At 33.9% G+C, this 17966-nt stretch carries 17 protein-coding genes; 5 read left to right on the forward strand and 12 right to left on the reverse strand.

The genetic code is table 11. The annotated features are described in order from the left end of the window. Positions 1-9 precede the first annotated feature (9 nt). Together gcvPA and BK137_RS08210 are read right to left on the reverse strand one after the other, a co-directional pair. Positions 10-1398, reverse strand: coding sequence for an aminomethyl-transferring glycine dehydrogenase subunit GcvPA (gcvPA, locus tag BK137_RS08205; RefSeq protein ID WP_038181380.1), 1389 nt, complete (start codon positions 1396-1398; stop codon positions 10-12). Between the two features lie 29 nt (positions 1399-1427). Then, positions 1428-2204, reverse strand: a complete 777-nt coding sequence (locus BK137_RS08210) for an SDR family NAD(P)-dependent oxidoreductase (protein WP_038181377.1) — start codon at positions 2202-2204, stop codon at positions 1428-1430. Between the two features lie 298 nt (positions 2205-2502). On the opposite strand from BK137_RS08210, the gene BK137_RS08215 reads away from it, so the two are divergent. From BK137_RS08215 to BK137_RS08225, 3 genes are all read left to right on the forward strand, one after another. Beyond that, positions 2503-3909, forward strand: coding sequence for a sigma-54 interaction domain-containing protein (locus BK137_RS08215; RefSeq protein WP_051448614.1), 1407 nt, complete (start codon positions 2503-2505; stop codon positions 3907-3909). Positions 3910-4087: 178 nt separating this feature from the next. Beyond that, entirely contained in the window at positions 4088-4885 is a 798-nt protein-coding gene (locus tag BK137_RS08220; protein ID WP_235175688.1) for a dihydrodipicolinate synthase family protein, read from the forward strand. Between the two features lie 388 nt (positions 4886-5273). Next, on the forward strand, positions 5274-5882 hold the full coding sequence (locus BK137_RS08225; RefSeq protein WP_038181374.1) for a hypothetical protein: 609 nt from the start codon (positions 5274-5276) through the stop codon (positions 5880-5882). A gap of 274 nt (positions 5883-6156) precedes the next feature. Here the strand turns inward: BK137_RS08225 and BK137_RS08230 are convergent, their stop codons facing one another. The 5 genes from BK137_RS08230 to BK137_RS08250 form a co-directional block, all read right to left on the reverse strand. Then, positions 6157-7041: a metal ABC transporter permease gene (locus BK137_RS08230; RefSeq protein ID WP_038181373.1), complete on the reverse strand. Its 885-nt coding sequence runs from the start codon at positions 7039-7041 to the stop codon at positions 6157-6159. Then, complete coding sequence (locus tag BK137_RS08235) at positions 7038-7928, reverse strand: metal ABC transporter permease (RefSeq protein WP_038181370.1); 891 nt, start codon at positions 7926-7928, stop codon at positions 7038-7040. The genes BK137_RS08230 and BK137_RS08235 overlap by 4 nt, the downstream gene beginning before the upstream one ends. Beyond that, the gene (locus BK137_RS08240; protein ID WP_038181368.1) at positions 7915-8688 is read right to left on the reverse strand and encodes a metal ABC transporter ATP-binding protein; all 774 of its coding nucleotides are present in this window, start codon (positions 8686-8688) and stop codon (positions 7915-7917) included. Before BK137_RS08240 ends, BK137_RS08235 begins: the two co-directional genes overlap by 14 nt. A gap of 12 nt (positions 8689-8700) precedes the next feature. Then, positions 8701-9609 (reverse strand): metal ABC transporter solute-binding protein, Zn/Mn family, encoded by a 909-nt coding sequence (locus BK137_RS08245; protein WP_038181365.1) that lies wholly within the window; start codon positions 9607-9609, stop codon positions 8701-8703. Positions 9610-9885: 276 nt separating this feature from the next. Next, positions 9886-10923 carry a hypothetical protein gene (locus BK137_RS08250; RefSeq protein ID WP_038181362.1) on the reverse strand — a complete coding sequence of 346 codons (1038 nt, stop codon included), beginning with the start codon at positions 10921-10923 and terminating at the stop codon, positions 9886-9888. Positions 10924-11246: 323 nt separating this feature from the next. On the opposite strand from BK137_RS08250, the gene BK137_RS08255 reads away from it, so the two are divergent. Continuing rightward, on the forward strand, positions 11247-12161 hold the full coding sequence (locus BK137_RS08255) for a PucR family transcriptional regulator (RefSeq protein WP_038181358.1): 915 nt from the start codon (positions 11247-11249) through the stop codon (positions 12159-12161). 92 nt (positions 12162-12253) lie between these two features. Further along, positions 12254-13351, forward strand: a complete 1098-nt coding sequence (locus tag BK137_RS08260) for an ABC transporter ATP-binding protein (RefSeq protein WP_038181355.1) — start codon at positions 12254-12256, stop codon at positions 13349-13351. Between the two features lie 40 nt (positions 13352-13391). On the opposite strand, the gene BK137_RS08265 is transcribed toward BK137_RS08260, so the two are convergent. The 5 genes from BK137_RS08265 to BK137_RS08285 all read right to left on the reverse strand — a co-directional run bounded on the left by BK137_RS08265 (position 13392) and on the right by BK137_RS08285 (position 17911). Further along, a complete protein-coding gene (locus tag BK137_RS08265) occupies positions 13392-14285 on the reverse strand; it encodes an ROK family protein (RefSeq protein ID WP_143691031.1) in 894 nt (297 codons plus the stop codon). A 17-nt stretch (positions 14286-14302) separates the two neighbouring features. After that, positions 14303-15319 carry an SIS domain-containing protein gene (locus tag BK137_RS08270; protein WP_038181352.1) on the reverse strand — a complete coding sequence of 339 codons (1017 nt, stop codon included), beginning with the start codon at positions 15317-15319 and terminating at the stop codon, positions 14303-14305. 16 nt (positions 15320-15335) lie between these two features. After that, on the reverse strand, positions 15336-16265 hold the full coding sequence (pfkB, locus tag BK137_RS08275; protein WP_038181350.1) for a 1-phosphofructokinase: 930 nt from the start codon (positions 16263-16265) through the stop codon (positions 15336-15338). Next, positions 16262-17104: a class II fructose-bisphosphate aldolase gene (locus tag BK137_RS08280; protein WP_038181347.1), complete on the reverse strand. Its 843-nt coding sequence runs from the start codon at positions 17102-17104 to the stop codon at positions 16262-16264. The genes pfkB and BK137_RS08280 overlap by 4 nt, the downstream gene beginning before the upstream one ends. Before the next feature lie 75 nt (positions 17105-17179). Further along, positions 17180-17911, reverse strand: a complete 732-nt coding sequence (locus tag BK137_RS08285; RefSeq protein WP_038181344.1) for a GntR family transcriptional regulator — start codon at positions 17909-17911, stop codon at positions 17180-17182. Positions 17912-17966 lie beyond the last annotated feature (55 nt).

Consider the following 17966-nt stretch of genomic DNA (forward strand, 5'->3'; position numbering starts at 1 on the left):
TGTAGACGTTTATTTTGTTACAATCTCTTCAAGAGCCTCTATCAAACAATCCATATCTTCTTTCGTATGAACCTCTGTCACACAAAATAGAGCACATTGTCCATACTCTGGGAACTCCTTAGAAAGATCCTTACCACCAAAAATTTTCTTTTCTAATAACAGTTCATTAATTGTTTGAACCGAGATTCCCGTTTCGTTAAAGTCCACAATAAATTCTTTAAAGAATGGTGAAACAATTCTTGAACCTTGTATACCCGCAATTTTATTCAATTTCTTTACGGTGTATTGACTATTTTGCATAATGGTTTGCCCTAATTCATACATCCCCTCAGGCCCTAGTAAAGATAAGTACACGCCAGCTGTAATACCCCATAATGCTGTTTGAGTACCAACTGATTCTTTCCCTTTTTCTCTTTGAGCGAAAGAAGTCCTTTCATACGCCACGTCACCAAATCCATATTCCCCTTCTTTTATTGTTGGCACGATACCAAATAATCGTGATGGGAACTCATTAATGAATGTTTCTTCATCACGAGTAGCGATAAAACCAGCTTGGCCACCGCTGTAATTCATATGCATACCAAGTGGTTGTAGATCTCCACAAACAATATCAGCACCATAATGACTTGGTGGTGCCAAAACACCTAATGAGATAGGATCCACCCCAACTACAAGTAGTACATCATGTTCTTTAGCAATTGCAGAAATTTCATTTCCTTGAGATTCTATAAATCCTAAATAAGATGGATTTTCAAAGTAAATCGCTGCTACTTCATCTGAAATTTTACTTTTCAAGTCATCTAAGTCCATTAAACCTGTATCAAGATCGAAAGCAATATTAGTAAATTCGAGCTCTGGTGAACCATAGTTAGCAATAATCTTTGTTCTTTCTGGAGCAACTGTAGCTGCTATCAAAACTTTTTTTCTTTCATTAATGCGAGCGGCCATTCTAATTGAAGTTGCTGCAGCCTGCCCCCAATCGAATGTAGGCACATTCACAACATCCATATCTACAAGCTCCGCTAATAGACTTTGATATTCAAATAATGACTGAAATCTACCATGATCTTCATACGGCTCTCCAGCATAAGCTGTTAGAAATTCCGACCTTTGGTTAATTTCATCGCAAACCGCTGGAACAAAATGTTGCCAACATCCGGCACCTAAAAAGTTAATATAGTCGTTTGTGCTAATATTTTTCTTCAAAAGACCCTCAATATGTCTTCGTAATTCGTATTCTGTTAATGCTTTTGGTATATTCATCTCTTCCTTCAGCTGAAGTTCTTCAGGGATACATGAATATAATTCCATACTGTTCTCTACCCCAATTACCTTCAGCATTTCTTCCTTAACTTTAGGGACCATATTTGGGATGTATGGGTGCACCTTTTTTGTCATAGTATTACCTCCTAATATTTTGGTTATCGTTATGCCAAGCCGCCACCGTCAACGATTAATTCCGTTCCTGTTACCCAACTAGATAAATCGCTTGCTAAGAATAGAACTCCCTTAGCAATATCTTGCGGTGTTCCTAAGCGTGCCAATGGACGGTTCACTGCGGAATCTTTTAAGAAAGAGCCTTCTTCGAGATTTAATTGTTGTGCCTCACTTCTCAATAACGGTGTATCTGTATCCCCTGGACAGATACAATTGACACGGATATTCTGTGGTCCATGGTCAATTGCCATTGCTTTTGTCAAATTGACAACACCAGCCTTTGCCGCACAATATGACGCAGCTTTGTCACCACCTTTTAGTCCCCAACCAGATCCGGTATTGATAATACTTCCGCCTGTACCTTCAGCCATAATAGGAATGATGTATTTAGATAGAAGATAAACACCTTTTAATGAGACATCTATAACTGCATCCCATTCATGTTCTTCTAAATCCACAACAGTTTTTCGTTTAATAATACCTGCATTATTGAAAAGTACATCTATATTGCCATATGATTGTTTAATCTCCTCACTTACTGCTTGGCAATTTGCTGCACTTGTCACATCACATTTTATAAATTGCGCTTGATAACCACTCTCCAGAATTGTTCTAGCGGCTTGCATACCTTTTACTTCATCGATATCTAGTAAAATGACACGCAAACCTACTTCAGCCAATAGCTCTGCTGTAGCATATCCAATTCCAGAGGCTGCTCCTGTTACAACTGCTACTTTGTTAGTAAGCTTAAAATAATCCATTTCCATGTAAAAACCCCCTTGAGCTGTTTTACTAGTAATAAAGCAAATAGCGTGCCAACTTTCATTCGTTATAATTCCTAGCTTTTGATCAAAAGAAAATTGTCATTTTGTCATTATTGACTGAAAATTGACAATTTTAACTCTATTCATCTACAATTATGACATCTTAATTATTCCATTATGGAAAAGTACATATAATTAAAAATCCAAATTAAATAGTAGAATGGTTGATTGATATTTCGATTTCTGTGTCTAAACTTACTTTTCAGAAAAAATCACACTCTAAAAGTGGGAGGTTGTATGAATGTCATCTATTTCCTCAATTACAAAGACTATTCGAACATTTGCAGAACTTTTACAAGTCGAAATTGCTTTCTTTAATTATGAAGGTGTATTAATAGCATCCACTGAAGAATATAAAGTACAAAAAAAAGATCGAGTCTATATACCATTTTTCCAAAAACAAAACAAAGAAGCTGTTAGTTTTGTAAAAGACCCCGGACATATGAAAATGTGTAAAGGTTGCCATTTCCAATCGAACTGCCCTTCAAAAGCAGAAATTCTAATTAAAATCACAAAAAATGATAACCATTATGGCTTTCTTTCCTTTGTCAGTTTTACTTCAGAGGGACAAGAAAAGTTAATAGCACAACAAGATCAATTTAAGTACTGGTTAACACAATTAAGCGATATCATTTTAACGATATTGGTTGGTTCCGGAGAATTTAAATATATAGGGAGAGATTCGAAGGAAAATATTAATTATATTATTGGGAACAATACTCAACTAAAAAAACTAAAAGAACTTCTTTCTAGAATTGCTAACAGTACATCTTCAATCGTTATTACAGGTGAAACGGGTACAGGAAAAAGCCTTTTAGCAAAGTTCATCCATGAGCAAAGTATGTTAAGAAAAGGTAAATTCATAGAAATCAATTGTGCTGGCATTCCTGAAACATTATTTGAAAGTGAATTATTCGGATATGAGGAAGGAGCATTTACTGGGGCAAACAAAAAAGGCAAGCCAGGGTATTTTGAACTTGCAGATCGAGGAACATTATTTTTAGATGAAGTTGCAGATTTGCCTGTCCATTTACAACCAAAGTTATTAAAAGTTTTACAAGATGGGATGGTTAATCGAGTAGGCGGAATCAATCCTAAAAAAGTTAATATTCGTGTGATTGCTGCCACTAATCAACCTCTTGAGGAAATGATGGAGGCTAAACAATTCCGTTCAGACTTGTATTATAGATTAAATGTCATCCCAATCCACTTACCGGCATTAAGAGAAAGAAAAGAAGACATAGAATCATTAGTCCCTATCTTAATAGATCGTCTTCAGAATCGTACAGGAAAATTCATACAGACATGCTCAGAAGGATATTTAAAAAGTTTACAGCAATACCATTGGCCAGGAAATATTCGCGAACTTGAAAATGTCATTGAGTACAGTATGAATATGGAGAGGAGTCATCAACTAACAGAATCTTCACTTCCAGATTTCTTACATCCATCACTCGTTCAAGCACCTAAGAAGCTGCTGGAACAAAATGATTTAAAAACGATGGAAAAGGATGGAATAATCCAAGCCTTCAATCGTTATGGGTTTGATTTTGAAGGTAAGAAGTTAGTTGCCGAGCAATTAGGAATAAGTGTACGCACACTATACAGAAAAATGGAGAAATTTAATATTTCTTTTCCCGTCAGATGAATTGTCGTTAAATCGAGCACTACTTACTTTATAAAGGGCAATCAACTTGAAATGGATGTATATTAGAAATTTAATCATTTATTAAATGTGGACAAAATCCGTTAATACTAAAAAATAGTTTAATATTCCCTAAGAAACAAGGAGTGACACAAATGATAAAAGAATCCTTCATATTGCTGTGCCTACCGCATTTTTTAAAGATGAATCGTTAAACGTACAAGGTACTATAGACCATATTAAATATTTATATAATAAAGGGATAAAATCCGTTCTTGTCGGTGGGTCTACTGGAGAACAACATAGTTTAAATCTCAAAGAAAAGATGGATTTGCTTAACGCTGTTTCAATAGAAGAAGAACTCATAAACAACATGGAAATATTATTTGGTGTTTCTTCTATTAGACAGCTTGAAGCTGTTGAGTTTGGGAAGGCGATAAATAAGACAAAGATTGCAGGGATTTTACTTGGATATCCACCTTATATTCTTCCGACTCAAGAAGAAGCATTGAGATATTCTGAAAAGATTATTGAACAAACTAACAAACCTACAATAATATACAATAATCCAAAAAGAACAGGATTTGATTTATCTATAAATAACATCCTTTTCTTAAGTAAGAACGATCATGTAATAGGAATAAAAGAAGCAGGTCATAAAGATAAAATAAAAAAATTGAAGGATCAAATTAAAAATGACTTTTATTATTATGCCGGTGGAGAAATAGATTTAGAAGATAAAGTGCAAATAGGGTTTAATCGATTATCATCAATTGCAGCAAATATATCTCCTGATACAATCAAAAATTGGTTTATGAAAATGTTATCTAATCAACCGATAACTGATCATGAGAAAATAGAAATATCAAGCATAATCGAACAAATTTATACAGGTTCTACTTTAGTAAATTTAAAAGAAGGTATAAATGGAAATGAAATCGACATAGGTATTTGCAGAAGTCCTTTGTGTAATATTTAATTCATTATATTTTAATTTCCTATCCTACTAAAAGAACCACTTGTAAAATTTCAGAAGCCAATATCCTTAGTACGACAAATGAGGTTATTGGCTTCTTCTTTATTTTTAGTTTAAGCTCTCAATTAGATCATGTGTTGTGAAAGGAATTAATAGGCATTTTATTTTCTACGTTTACCAGTGCAAATCCACGGTATCTAGCGCAGTTTTACTCCCAAAATATAACTTAGACGTATCTCCTATCATATATTTCCGATATAAATATAGTAGAAAAGGAAATTATTATATACATTAACTTTGAAATAGTATATTGTATAGCTAAAAAGTAAAGCGTGTAAATTATTTAATTTTCATACAAATAATACATGACATAAAATTGGAGGACTTAAAAGTGCCTAGTATTGACAAAGTAATTGAAATACAAGAAAGTATAATACAAGCCGATTCAGCATTCATATTAATCCCTGCTGAACTGTTATGGATAATAATCGGTATATATTCACTGATGGATATCATAAAAAACAAAAAAACAATTTCATCTTCCGGCTTTATAATGAGAGGGATTTTCTTTTTGTTCACACTATCATTAGTAGTACTCTCATCTATTCATATAATGAAAGCTGATTTTTCAATGAACGAAAAACAATGGAAAGGTGATTATTTAGAGCCATACATGAATGGATTACCTGAAAACAAAACATATGTACAAGATTTTACACAAATATTAGAAATACATAAAAATCACAACAAGAAAATAAAATCAATTTATTTTAATAATAACGTTAAACCTATTTGGGTTGAATTAGATGTACTAGATAAAAATAACGCTTCTAAAACAATATCTGTTCAAACTATTATTAAAAAAGAACCTATTGAAGAACCTTATTTAACATATAAATCTATAAATAAAGATATCTCAAAAGATTATACGAAAAAAGCATATTACGAAACAATTTTACACATACCTGAGGAATATAAAGTTTTAGTTCCTGTAAAATAATATATCCAGTTATACTATTTTTAATTTTTCTTCATAGGAAAGTAAGTAGTTTGAAATTTATTCACTTAGATCAAAATACTTCTATTAAAATCTCTTTTAAATGTATTTGAGGCATGTCCAATGAAATCTATATTTTATGTAAAGAAACGTTAGTATCGTATTTAACGATACTAACGTTTTTTTAACAACTTTTAATTTTTTTCAACTTTATGGAATAGCATAAAGCTAATAATTATAAAACTTAACAAGGCTTTAAAAAACCGGGTAAACCTACCTATGATTTTATAGTGAGATTGTTCAAGTTAAGTAGTTTCCTTTTTTTCATTAATAAACCCTCATACGGTCTAAATAAAAAGACAAGTAAGAATATCCCTCCCGCTGTAGTAGCCATCATGCCTGCAATTGATGCGTCAAAGAATTTTGCGAAATAATAGCCTCCAATAGCAGACAACATTCCAATTATCATACTTAAAATAATCATTCTTTTTACAGATTTACTAAGTAAATACGCCGTAGAAGCCGGTACAATTAACATCGCAACAACTAAGACAGCACCTACACTGTCAAATGCCGCAACAGTTGTAAACGATACGAGTGTCATAAATGCATAATGTAGAAAAACGAGAGGTAGGCCAATACTCATTGCAAAGATAGGATCAAATGTTGACAGTTTTATTTCTTTATAAAACCCTAAAAGAAATAGAATATTTATCAACAACACAAACATTAACATCCATACAGCTTTCGGCATTGTTAAGTTCATAAATGTCCAAGTATTCCAAGGTACAAATGCAATTTCGCCCATTAATACATGTTCTACATCTAAATGTACATTTCCAGCAAAAAGTGTAATCAGTAATACTCCTACCGCAAATAAAGTAGTAAAAACAACTCCAATTGAAGCATCCTCTTGTAATCCATTCGATTGTAGAACTTGCACTAAATAAGCCGTTATAACCCCTGCAATTCCAGCTCCTAGCATCATCCATATGCCATTTAATGACTGTGTAATAATGAATGCCATGACGATACCAAATAAAACAGTATGACTAATCGCATCTGCTATCATAGCCATTTTGCGTAATATTAAAAATACACCTGTTAAACCACAAGTAATCCCAACTAATGAACCAGTTACTAAAACCCAAAACTCATTCAAGAGGCTTGCACCTCCTGTTTTAAAACCCGCTTCGCTATTTGTCGTCTTCTTTGAATTTTCACTAACAGACCTCGTCTTGGAGAAAATATATATGAAAAAATAAATAACAAAGATGCTGTAATGACAATGATTGGTCCAGTTGATAACCCTGTCTTTAAAGAACTAATTAAAGTTCCGCATGCACCTGAAAAAGCACCAAACAAAGCACTCATAATTATCATGGTGACTAATTTATCCGACCATATTCTGGCTGTAGCCGCCGGAATAATCAGCATTGCAGACATTAATATAACACCTACAGCCTGTATACCTGTAACAATTGTTAACACTGTTATTGCTGTAAGTATAAATCTAAGAAAATTTACAGGTAAGCCAATTCCTTTAGCGAATGTAGTATCAAATATGATTAATTTCCATTCTTTATAAAAAGTTAAGCAAGTCAAAATGATTATTAAAGCACTTCCTGATAACCACACTAGGTCGCTTTTTGCCATAGTTGCTGCTTTGCCAAATATAAAATCGTTTAATCCACTTTGATTGCCAGAACTACTTTGATTAACAATTGTTAGTAAAACAATACCCGCTCCGAAGAAAACTGATAATACTATTCCAATGGCAGCATCTGACTTCAATTTGGAGCGATTAATAATACCTTGAATCAAATATACTGATATAGTTGCCGTTATTATTGCACCCAGCATTAATAATGGTAAATCCTTTTGCTGAAATATCAGAAATGAAATTGCAATACCTGGAAGTGCTGCATGAGCAGCAGCATCACCTACAAGGCTTTGCTTTTGAAGAAATGCAAATGATCCGATTAATCCAGAGGCAACTCCTAATAAAGATGCACCAGCTAGAACCCACAATAAGTTACCTGATAGCATTCAATCCTCCCCTTTCAGCAAGCGCTTCATTTTGCTTTTCATTCATAAAGAATAACTTTCCTCCATACGCTTGTTGTAAATTTTCTTTTGTAAAAATTTCCTTAGTTGGTCCATAAGAAATGATTGTTTTATTCAGTAATACGGTCCAATCAAAATAATCATTTACTGTTTGTAAATCATGGTGTACAACCAGTACTGTTTTCCCTTTTGCTTTTAATTCCTTTAAAATATTGATAATTGTAAGTTCAGTTGCTGCATCAACACCTACAAATGGTTCATCCATAAAATAAATTTCAGCTTCCTGAGCAAGTGCTCGAGCTAAAAAAACGCGTTGTTGTTGCCCACCTGATAATTGACCAATTGAACGATTTGCAAATTCCCCCATACCAACACTTTTCAGACATTTAATAGCCTTTTTTCGATCTTTAGCTTTAGGTCTATTAAATAATCCTATATGACCATAACGTCCCATTAAAACGACATCTAATGCATTTGTTGGAAAATCCCAATCTACTGCATTTCGTTGTGGAACATAACCCACAAGATGATTTTTAGGATTTAAAGAATGACCTAATATCTCCACTTTCCCAGTTTTATTAGGTAGCTGATTTAAAATTGCTTTTATCAGTGTAGATTTCCCAGCACCATTCGGACCAATAATCCCAACTAATTTTCCAACAGGTACACTTAAATTAATATCACGTAAAACAAGATTGTCTTCATATGCCACTGATAAATGGCTTACTTCAATTGCATTCATATTTTCCTCCCCCTACTTCAATGAGTTTACAATTGTATCTACATTGTGTTTATACATTCCAATATAAGTTCCTTGTTCTGTTCCTTCTTTTCCCATAGCATCTGAATATAACTCCCCGCCAATTTTCACATTTTGTCCTTTTTCTTTAGCTCCATCAATTACTGCTTTCATCGCTTTATCAGACACGCTTGATTCAATAAATACAGCTTTAATATTGTTTCCGACTAAAAAGTCAACAACGTCCCTTACATCTTTTAGACCATATTCAGACTCCGTACTTAACCCTTGTAAACCACGTACTTCTATATTCAAACTACGACCAAAATAATTAAAAGCATCATGTGCTGTTACCAGTACACGCTGATCTAAAGGTATCTCATCAATTCTTTGTTTTGCATAACTCGATAGATCATCCAATTCTTCAAAGTAGATAGCTTCATTTTCACTAAACTCTTTCTTATATTCTGGATATTTTTCACTTAATGTAGCTGTAATTTGATGGACAGCAGTTTTCCAAATATCGATATCAAACCATACGTGAGGGTCATATAACTTTGCATCCATTTCATTTCCTAACAATTTCTCTTCTTCAATTGATTCACTTATTGCATTAACAGTTTTATCATTTTCTTGCATCTTCTCAAAAACATCTAGCATCTTTCCTTCAAGATGAAGGCCACTATAAAAAATCACATCCGCACTTTCTAATTTACTCAAGTCTCCTTGTGTCGCCTTATACAAATGTGGATCTACTCCAGGTCCCATCAAAGCCTTTACTTCTACACGATCTCCAGCAATAACAGATACAGCGTCTGCAATTTGGCTAATTGTTGTTACAACAACTGGTTTATCATTTTCTTTTTTCGTTGAACATCCAGCTAAAAATAAGATTGCAGCAAAAAAAATAACTAACTTTTTCAATCTCTTCTCCCCTTTTTCCCTATGTTAATTGTTTTTCCTTAAGGAAACTTTTTAGGTAAAAAAATAATTCCTTCGAACAATTGTTTTTCCTTAAGGAAACTTTATTTTAGCTTATCGACTTTTTCCATTTATGTCAACTAATTATTTGAATTATTATTTAGTACATAAATCAAGGTTGGATTGTGCTATTGTAAAATATATACAATAAAAGCCCCAAATGACTTATTTAAAAGTCATTTGGGGCTTTCTCATTATTAAAAATAATTAAGTTTATATCTAAAACCCAACCTCATACAACCGAATACCTTGTATATACTGAATCTTTTTAGCACTCATTCTCACTTTATAGATGTAAACAATTTTATTTGTTCGTTTAATCAACTTAGTCTTTCTCGTTTTACTATCATATATTTTCAAGCCTTCTTTATCTGTAAAAACAATACTGTGAGAAGAATAGTCGATATACTGATTGCCTTCATAAATATTAATATTAGGAAATTTAATACTTTTTCCTGTATTCGTGTTTAAATAATAGTACCTACCATCTCTACCACTATAATAAATGAGAACATCATTTATCGTAACACCGAAACTTCTTGCCTCAAAACCAATAGAGTTATATAAGTAATCAATCGATTTATATTTTTTTATATTTTCTCCATCTTGTTGCATCGAATACAAACTACCTTTTTTCGTGTAATATATCCTTCCCGACTTTATCCAAAAACTATCTACCAATCTCTTCAGAGTCTTTTTCTTTTTTGATTTCAGATCAAATACATTTAAATCATATTCCTTCATGGACTGTTTATTATAAGTAACGTAAAACAGTTTATAGCCCTCTATTTTATAAGGTGTGACAGTATTCGATGGGATATAATCTTTGATCACACGTTTTTTATTTTCGTTAGCTGTCATTTCATATAATTTTAGAGCATATCCTTCTGCTGGTCCATATATACTTTCAGTTCGATAGACAGGCGAAGTGAGGTAGAGTTTAGACCCTACTTTTTGCAGTTTATATATCGAACGATCAAAATCAGGAATTAGGTCACCAGATTTCGTAGATAATTTATACTGAGCTGTCATATCCTTTAATCCGAGAGATTTCTTCACCTTTTTATTAGTATTATAACGAGTAAACTTAACAACCATTTTTGCTTTGGCATTAGGTTTTGCATAATACATCCCTTTGGAAACATTTTCACTATCATTTGAAATGTAATATTCATTTGTAGATGCCATAATTTCTACTGGTGTAAGAAATGCAATGGTTGCTATAAATAATAAGAAACTAAGCATGCCCTTCTTCAAATAATCTCTCCCCTCCCTAAAACAAATATCTATTGACTTTTGCTTGAAATTATTAGATTTATAAAATTACGATAATACCTTCATTCTCAATGCTAAATTCGTCATTTTTAATACGCCTCTAACCTTAATAGATATGATTAACATTAAATAAAAATAACTATTATTTATCTTTCAAATATTTCAACTGTTCAGTTATGTCAAATAGAGTTTTGTGATTTATAATAGTAAAAAGGAATGTTTACTTTTAATTGGCATTTCCTAATATCAAATTACTTTATTATTATCATAAGCTGTAATAGCTTAAGGAGAGGAGATCACATATTATGTCAACTAACTTAGCAGCTCTATTTCCTTCTATCAATCTACTAACCGAATGTCCCGTTAATACTGAAGAAAATATTCATATATTCCATAACCAATTCAACAATACTTGGATGACCGTCGACAGAAAAGAATTAACAGCTCGTGATTATGCTCTGTTAACTTCACTTTTTAAAGAGATACAACCCACTCCATTTAGTAATGATTCCATCTCAGAAAAATGGATTCAATTTTTACTACAAAGTGGTTCTTCTCCTTTAAAAGAGGATTGTGATATCCGTATTATCCAACTTCATTTTAAAGCTGACGACATCTTAAAGTCCGACTTGAATCAAGCTGTTCAAGCTTATTTTAATGATGCTATGCAACTTGTTTTTATTTCTACACATGATGCCGTCCTTATTGAACAGAAAGCCTCATATATACATACTTTTGATGACTTCTCTTCTTTTGTCGTTGCACTTGAAAGTGATTTTTTTTTAAAAGTTAAAATGTATATTGGAAAATTCTATTCGACAGCTACACCCTTTTCTAGTCATTTTATAAAAGAAAAAGAATGGTTTAAAAAAGGTCTTATAAGAAATCATTCTGAACAAATTTATACGATGGAAAAGACTTTCCCTATTAGTTTAATTGAACAAATGTCTGACGAAATGAAACAGATGATCCGCAAAGAAGTATTAGAGCCAATTGAATTTGATATGGAGTTACTGCAAACAGTTCAACTCTTTTTTGAAAATGGATTTAATGCTTCTGTTACTGCTAAAGAATTACATGTGCATAGAAATACGCTTCAATATCGCCTTACAAAGTTCCAAGATATTACTGGTATTTCTGTACGGTATTTTGACGGTGCTCTTGTTTCATATTGTGCGAGTTTGATAGCTAGTGAAGAAGAAGACAAAGCGCACAATTAATACGTCAGAAAATTGTGCACATTATACATATGATGTTTCGTATATGATTGTTAAACTTTAATATATAAAGCGATAATAAAGGGGTGCTTAATATGGAGAAAATGGTTCTTGAAGATATTTTTAAAGTTTACGATGACGGAAGTACAGCAGTTTCTAATTTCAATTTGCGTGTGCAAGATGAAGAGTTTATCGTTCTTGTAGGTCCTTCTGGATGTGGGAAATCGACAACACTACGTATGATTGCAGGACTTGAAGAGATTTCTGAAGGGGAATTTAGCATTGATGGTAAATCTATGAATAATGTCCCTCCAAAAGAACGGGATATCGCAATGGTGTTCCAAAACTATGCACTTTATCCTCACATGACTGTATATGACAATATGGCGTTCGGATTAAAGCTAAGAAAATTCTCTAAAACGGAGATTGAAAAACGTGTGAAAAATGCAGCGAGTATTCTTGATCTTGAGCCTTATTTAGATCGTAAACCTAAAGCATTATCAGGTGGACAACGACAACGTGTTGCACTTGGTCGCGCAATTGTTCGTGATGCAAAAGTATTTTTAATGGATGAGCCTTTATCAAACTTAGATGCAAAATTGCGTGTTCAAATGCGTGCTGAAATTGCAAAATTACATAAACGTTTGAAAACGACAACAATCTATGTAACTCATGATCAAACTGAAGCGATGACTATGGCTTCACGTCTTGTTGTTATGAAAGACGGTCTAATTCAACAAATCGGAACACCAAAAGATGTTTATGAAAATCCCGAAAACGTATTTGTAGGCGGCTTTATTGGATCACCTGCAATGAACTTTTTTGAAGGTACAATCGATAGTGGTTACTTCAAAGCTGGAAGTGTATTGTTGAAAATCCCTCAAGAAAAACTAGCAATCTTAAATAGTCAAGGCTATAACGGTAAAGAAATTATTCTTGGTGTTAGACCCGAGCATATTTCTGAAGATCCATTAGTACTGGCTCAACATACAGAGTCAACTGTTGAGGCAAATATTGAAGTATCTGAATTAACAGGAGCCGAATTAATGGTCTATTCTGCACTAGATGGTCAACAATATATTGCTCGATTATCTTCTGATTCACTTATCCAACCTGGACAAAAAATTAAGCTTGCATTCGATATTTCAAAAAGTCATTTCTTTGATAAAGAAAGTAAGAGTCGCATTAGATAACAAAAACCCCCACCTAGTAATCTGGATGGGGGTTAATTTTTTATCTTTTTTCTTCTATTATTGTTGAGGCAACACCACGTAATACAGCTTCGTCCTTATATATGCTTGCTTCAATACGCTCTTCTTTGCCTTTTAGTAATGGATGGCTAAGATACTTTCCGACCTCATTCTTAACTGCCTTGATCAGTTCAGGATGATGATTGAAAACACCACCTCCAAGAACGATACAGTGCGGATCTAAAAAAACCATAATATGATGTACTTCTTTAGCTAACGAAGTAACTGCCTCGTTTATGATAGAAACGGTTGCATCGTCACCTTGATAATATAATTCCATCATTTCATGTAATTTTAATGTAGTATTATTAAAATGCTCTCGTCCTTTTGATTCCAATGCAGGACCAGAAACTAGAGGTTCAAGCGTTGTCTCTGGATTGTCTGTGAGACTAAACCCAATTTCTCCTGCCATGCCTGCTCCTCGTAAAAACTCTCCTTGATGAATCGAACAACAAGAAATGCCTGTACTCAGCGTCACATAAACCATGGACTCTTTAGAATATCCTCGGTTCGTATACTCTCCCCAAGTAGCCATATACACATCATTGTCTATTTTAATCTTAGTTTCTGGAAACTCAATAGCTAGTCTATCTGATAGTGGAAAATCTCTCCATGGTAGATTATTTTGAAAAACTGCGATGCCTTTTTCTGAGTCTACAATCCCGGGAATTCCCAATGCAATCCCCATCACATCATCCATGTAAACACATGAATTCACTAGTAGATTCTTAAAAGAATCTACTAGTGAATGGAATAGTTTTTCACCGTCTTGTTTTTCACTTTGTATTACGCTCTCTTCCACAATGGTACCATCTTTGCGAAATAAAGCTGTTGCTAGTTTAGTTCCTCCAACATCGGCTGCTAAAATGTATTCCATTCTCATTCACCATCCAATTACGACAATTTAACAACTTGAGTAAGGTTACGAGGCTTATCTGGATTATATCCAAGATGAATCGCACGTTGATACGCAAGTAATTGCAGATATGGGACATAAATTCCATGTCTATTTAAATCGCTAATTTCATCCGTCAAATTTATAATATGGTCCGCTTCAAAGCCTTCAGGTGTTGGCCCAATAGTAAGAACACGGCCACCAAGTTTTTGAATATCTTTAACTAATGCTTGATCATAATCAGCTGTTTCTAGTTGAGTCATCAAGATAACAACTGTAGTTTCGTCTACAATTGAAATCGGACCGTGTCTAAATTCTAAATTAGAATAGCTTTCACATTCTGTTTGCGTCATCTCTTTTAATTTTAGTGTTGCCTCTTTCGCTATACCGTTATATGAACCAGATCCTAAGAAGATAATACGAGTTTTAGTAAGATCCTCAGCAACAACTTTTGTTAAGTCTTCTTTTGTTAACGCGTCTGCAACCAATTGTGGCACTTGTTTTAACTCATTTAAATTGTGAGTTGAATTTACTTGTGTTGCTGCAAATACTTGTAGGCCATACAACATATTTGAGAATGATTGTGTCATTACAACGCTCTTTTCAGAAATATGATCAAGAGCGATTACTTTATCTGCTGCAGTTGCCATCGGTGTATCACCGTTACATGTAATTGCCATAGTGCTAAGGTTAGCATGGCCTTTTAAATGATCCAATGCGATAAGTATTTCAGAAGTAGTTCCTGATCTTGAAATTGCAACAATAAGATACTTTTTACCTGGTACTATACATGAAGAAGTATGAAGGAATAATTCAGATGCAGGAATTGCTGAAGCAAATACTCCTGTAACTGTTTGGAAATACTTAGCTGCTGAAGCTGCTATGTAATAGGATGTTCCGCATCCTGTAAATAAGACTTGATCTACATTTCCGATTTCAAGATTTAAATTCTCTACAATCTCAAGAGTCTTTTGAAGTTGTTCGCCTTGACCAGTTATCTCTTTATAAGTATACATATTTCTTTTCCCCTATCTATAATTTTATGATTGTAATTTGCCCCATCAATTCTTCAACTTGTTGCGAATCAATGAAACCAATTTTGCTATACATTGCGTTGACTGAACCACATGCTAATGCTCTTTTATAAGCTTCTAAAGGTTCTTCACCATTAGCTAATCCATATAACAAACCACCTACAAAAGCATCTCCACTACCTACTGTGTTAACAACCTCTACTTTCGGTGCATCTGCTTTGAAATAACCATCTTTATTGACAAAAATCGCACCTTTTTCTCCTAAACTAAAGCAGACATGCTCAACTCCATCGTCTACAAAACGTTTTCCTACATCAAGTAGATCAGTTTCATTTACTGTTGCTTTGCCGAGAATTGTAGCAATTTCAAATTCATTCGGTTTAATCGCAAAAGGTTTTGCTTTAATGCCATTTCGTAAAGCATCTCCACTTGAATCAAGAATCGCTTTTGCTCCGTTTGCATTAATAATATCAATAAGTTCAGTATAAGCCGTTGTTGGTAAACCTTTCGGCAAACTGCCAGATAGTGCAAACCACTTCACACTTTTAGATTGTTCATCTATCCAATTGAGCATTGCTTGCCATTCTTGCTTTGTAATCTCTGGACCACTCTCAAGTAATTCTGTTACTTTACTTTTCTTTGAATCTAGCACAGTTAAGCAGACACGGCTTTCACCCTCTACTTGAATCAACTCACTTGGAATACTTTTCTTCAAAAGTAACTGACGAATTCTCTCACCATTAATACCACCTGCAAACCCACCGACAGTAACGTCTGCTCCAGAACGCTTGAGAACTTTTGCAACATTAATCCCTTTACCGCCCGCTTCTTGAATTATGGTTGAAACTCGATTCGTACCTCCAACAGCTAATGAATCAACTTCATAGACTTGATCGATTGCTGCATTTAACGTGATTGTTGTTATCATTTTTGTAAAGTAACAATCTTTGTTTTTACTAATTCAATAAGCGCTTCACGTGCAGGCATGAAATATTTGCGTGGGTCGTTTTCATTTGGATTTTCTTTAAAAAATGCTCGAACTTCTTCTGCGAACATGTCTTTTAATTCCGTTGAGAAGTTCACTTTTGCAACACCATAATCTAATGCCTTTCTTAGACTAGCATCCGGTACACCCGATGCTCCGTGCATAACTAAAGGGATATTTGTTAATTTTTGAATTTCTTCTAGTAAATCAAATTGTAACTTAGGCTCTTTTTTATAATTTCCGTGTGCCGTTCCAAAAGCAGGGGCAAATGAATAGATTCCTGTTTCTCGTACAAATCGTTCAGCAATTACCGGATCAGTGAAAAATGCTTTAGACTCTTCAAGTTCAAGATCATCTTCTACACCACCAATTGTTCCTAGTTCCGCTTCTACTGGTACATTGATTGCATTTGCTGCATCCGTTACTTTTCGAACAAGCGCAATATTTTCTTCTAATGGTAGTCTTGAACCATCGATCATAATAGATGTATAACCTGCGCGTAAACATTCCATCACAACATCATATGATTCACCATGGTCCAAATGTAGTGCTACTGGTACTTTTGCTTGTTCGGCAGCTGCTTTTGCCATTGCAATCATATATGGCATTTCTACATATTTATATGTGCTTGCAGTAGTTTGCAGAATAACTGGTGAACCAGTTGCTTCAGCGCCCGCAATTACTGCTTTAATAATTTCTAAATTGTGCGCACCGAATGCACCGATTGCATAATGATTATCGTAAGCGTCTTTTAACATTTCTTTCGTTGTAACTAATGACATAATTTCTTCCTCCTAATAGATGGGTTGTTGGGTTAACTTTAGTTATTTAAAAACTCATAGAAAATTCTATGAGTATTAATGAAGCTCAGTGTAAAATCTACAACGATCACCACGTACAATTGAAATACAAAATTCTACAGGGCGATTATTCGTGTCAAAGGCTGTTCTTTCCAATAGTAAAGCAGGTTTTCCGACTTCTGTCTCTAAAAGTACACTTTCTTCCTCTCGAATTAGAACCGGTTCAAAAGCCTCTTTCGCTCGAACAACTACCACGTTATATCGTTCAGCTAATAAATCATAAAGAGAAAACGTTCCAACTTCATGCAAAACGGACATATCTTGAATAACCGATTTTGGCAAAAATGATGATTCAAGAATAATAGGTTCGTCTTCTGCACAGCGTAGTCGTTTTATTTCAACGACCATTTCACCTTCTGGAAGCTGTAGTCCTTGCCTTACAGTTGCTGATGGCTTGACTTCCTTCACTTCAAGCACATGATCTTTTGGATGTAGACCTTGTTCTTGTAAAACTCGACTAAAACTATAAAAACCACCTAGTGACTGTTCAAATTTAGGTTTCGAAACAAAAGTCCCTTTTCCTTGTACTCGATACAATGTACCTTCTTGAACTAATTCTTCAATCGCTTTTTTCGCTGTGTTTCTACTTACTTGAAACAATTCCATTAAACGATTTTCAGAATCTATTTTATCACCCGGCTTCCATTCACCTCCTCTAATGCGCGCATCTAAACGTTGCTTTAGTTGATGATATAATGGAATAATACTTTTTTGATCTAACGGTTTCATACGTTACTCATCCTCTTCTTACTTCTTCATAATTTCAATATATCATCATTTCACA

It is taken from the genome of Viridibacillus arenosi (assembly GCF_001955655.1).
Taxonomy (GTDB): Bacteria; Bacillota; Bacilli; order Bacillales_A; family Planococcaceae; genus Viridibacillus; species Viridibacillus arenosi.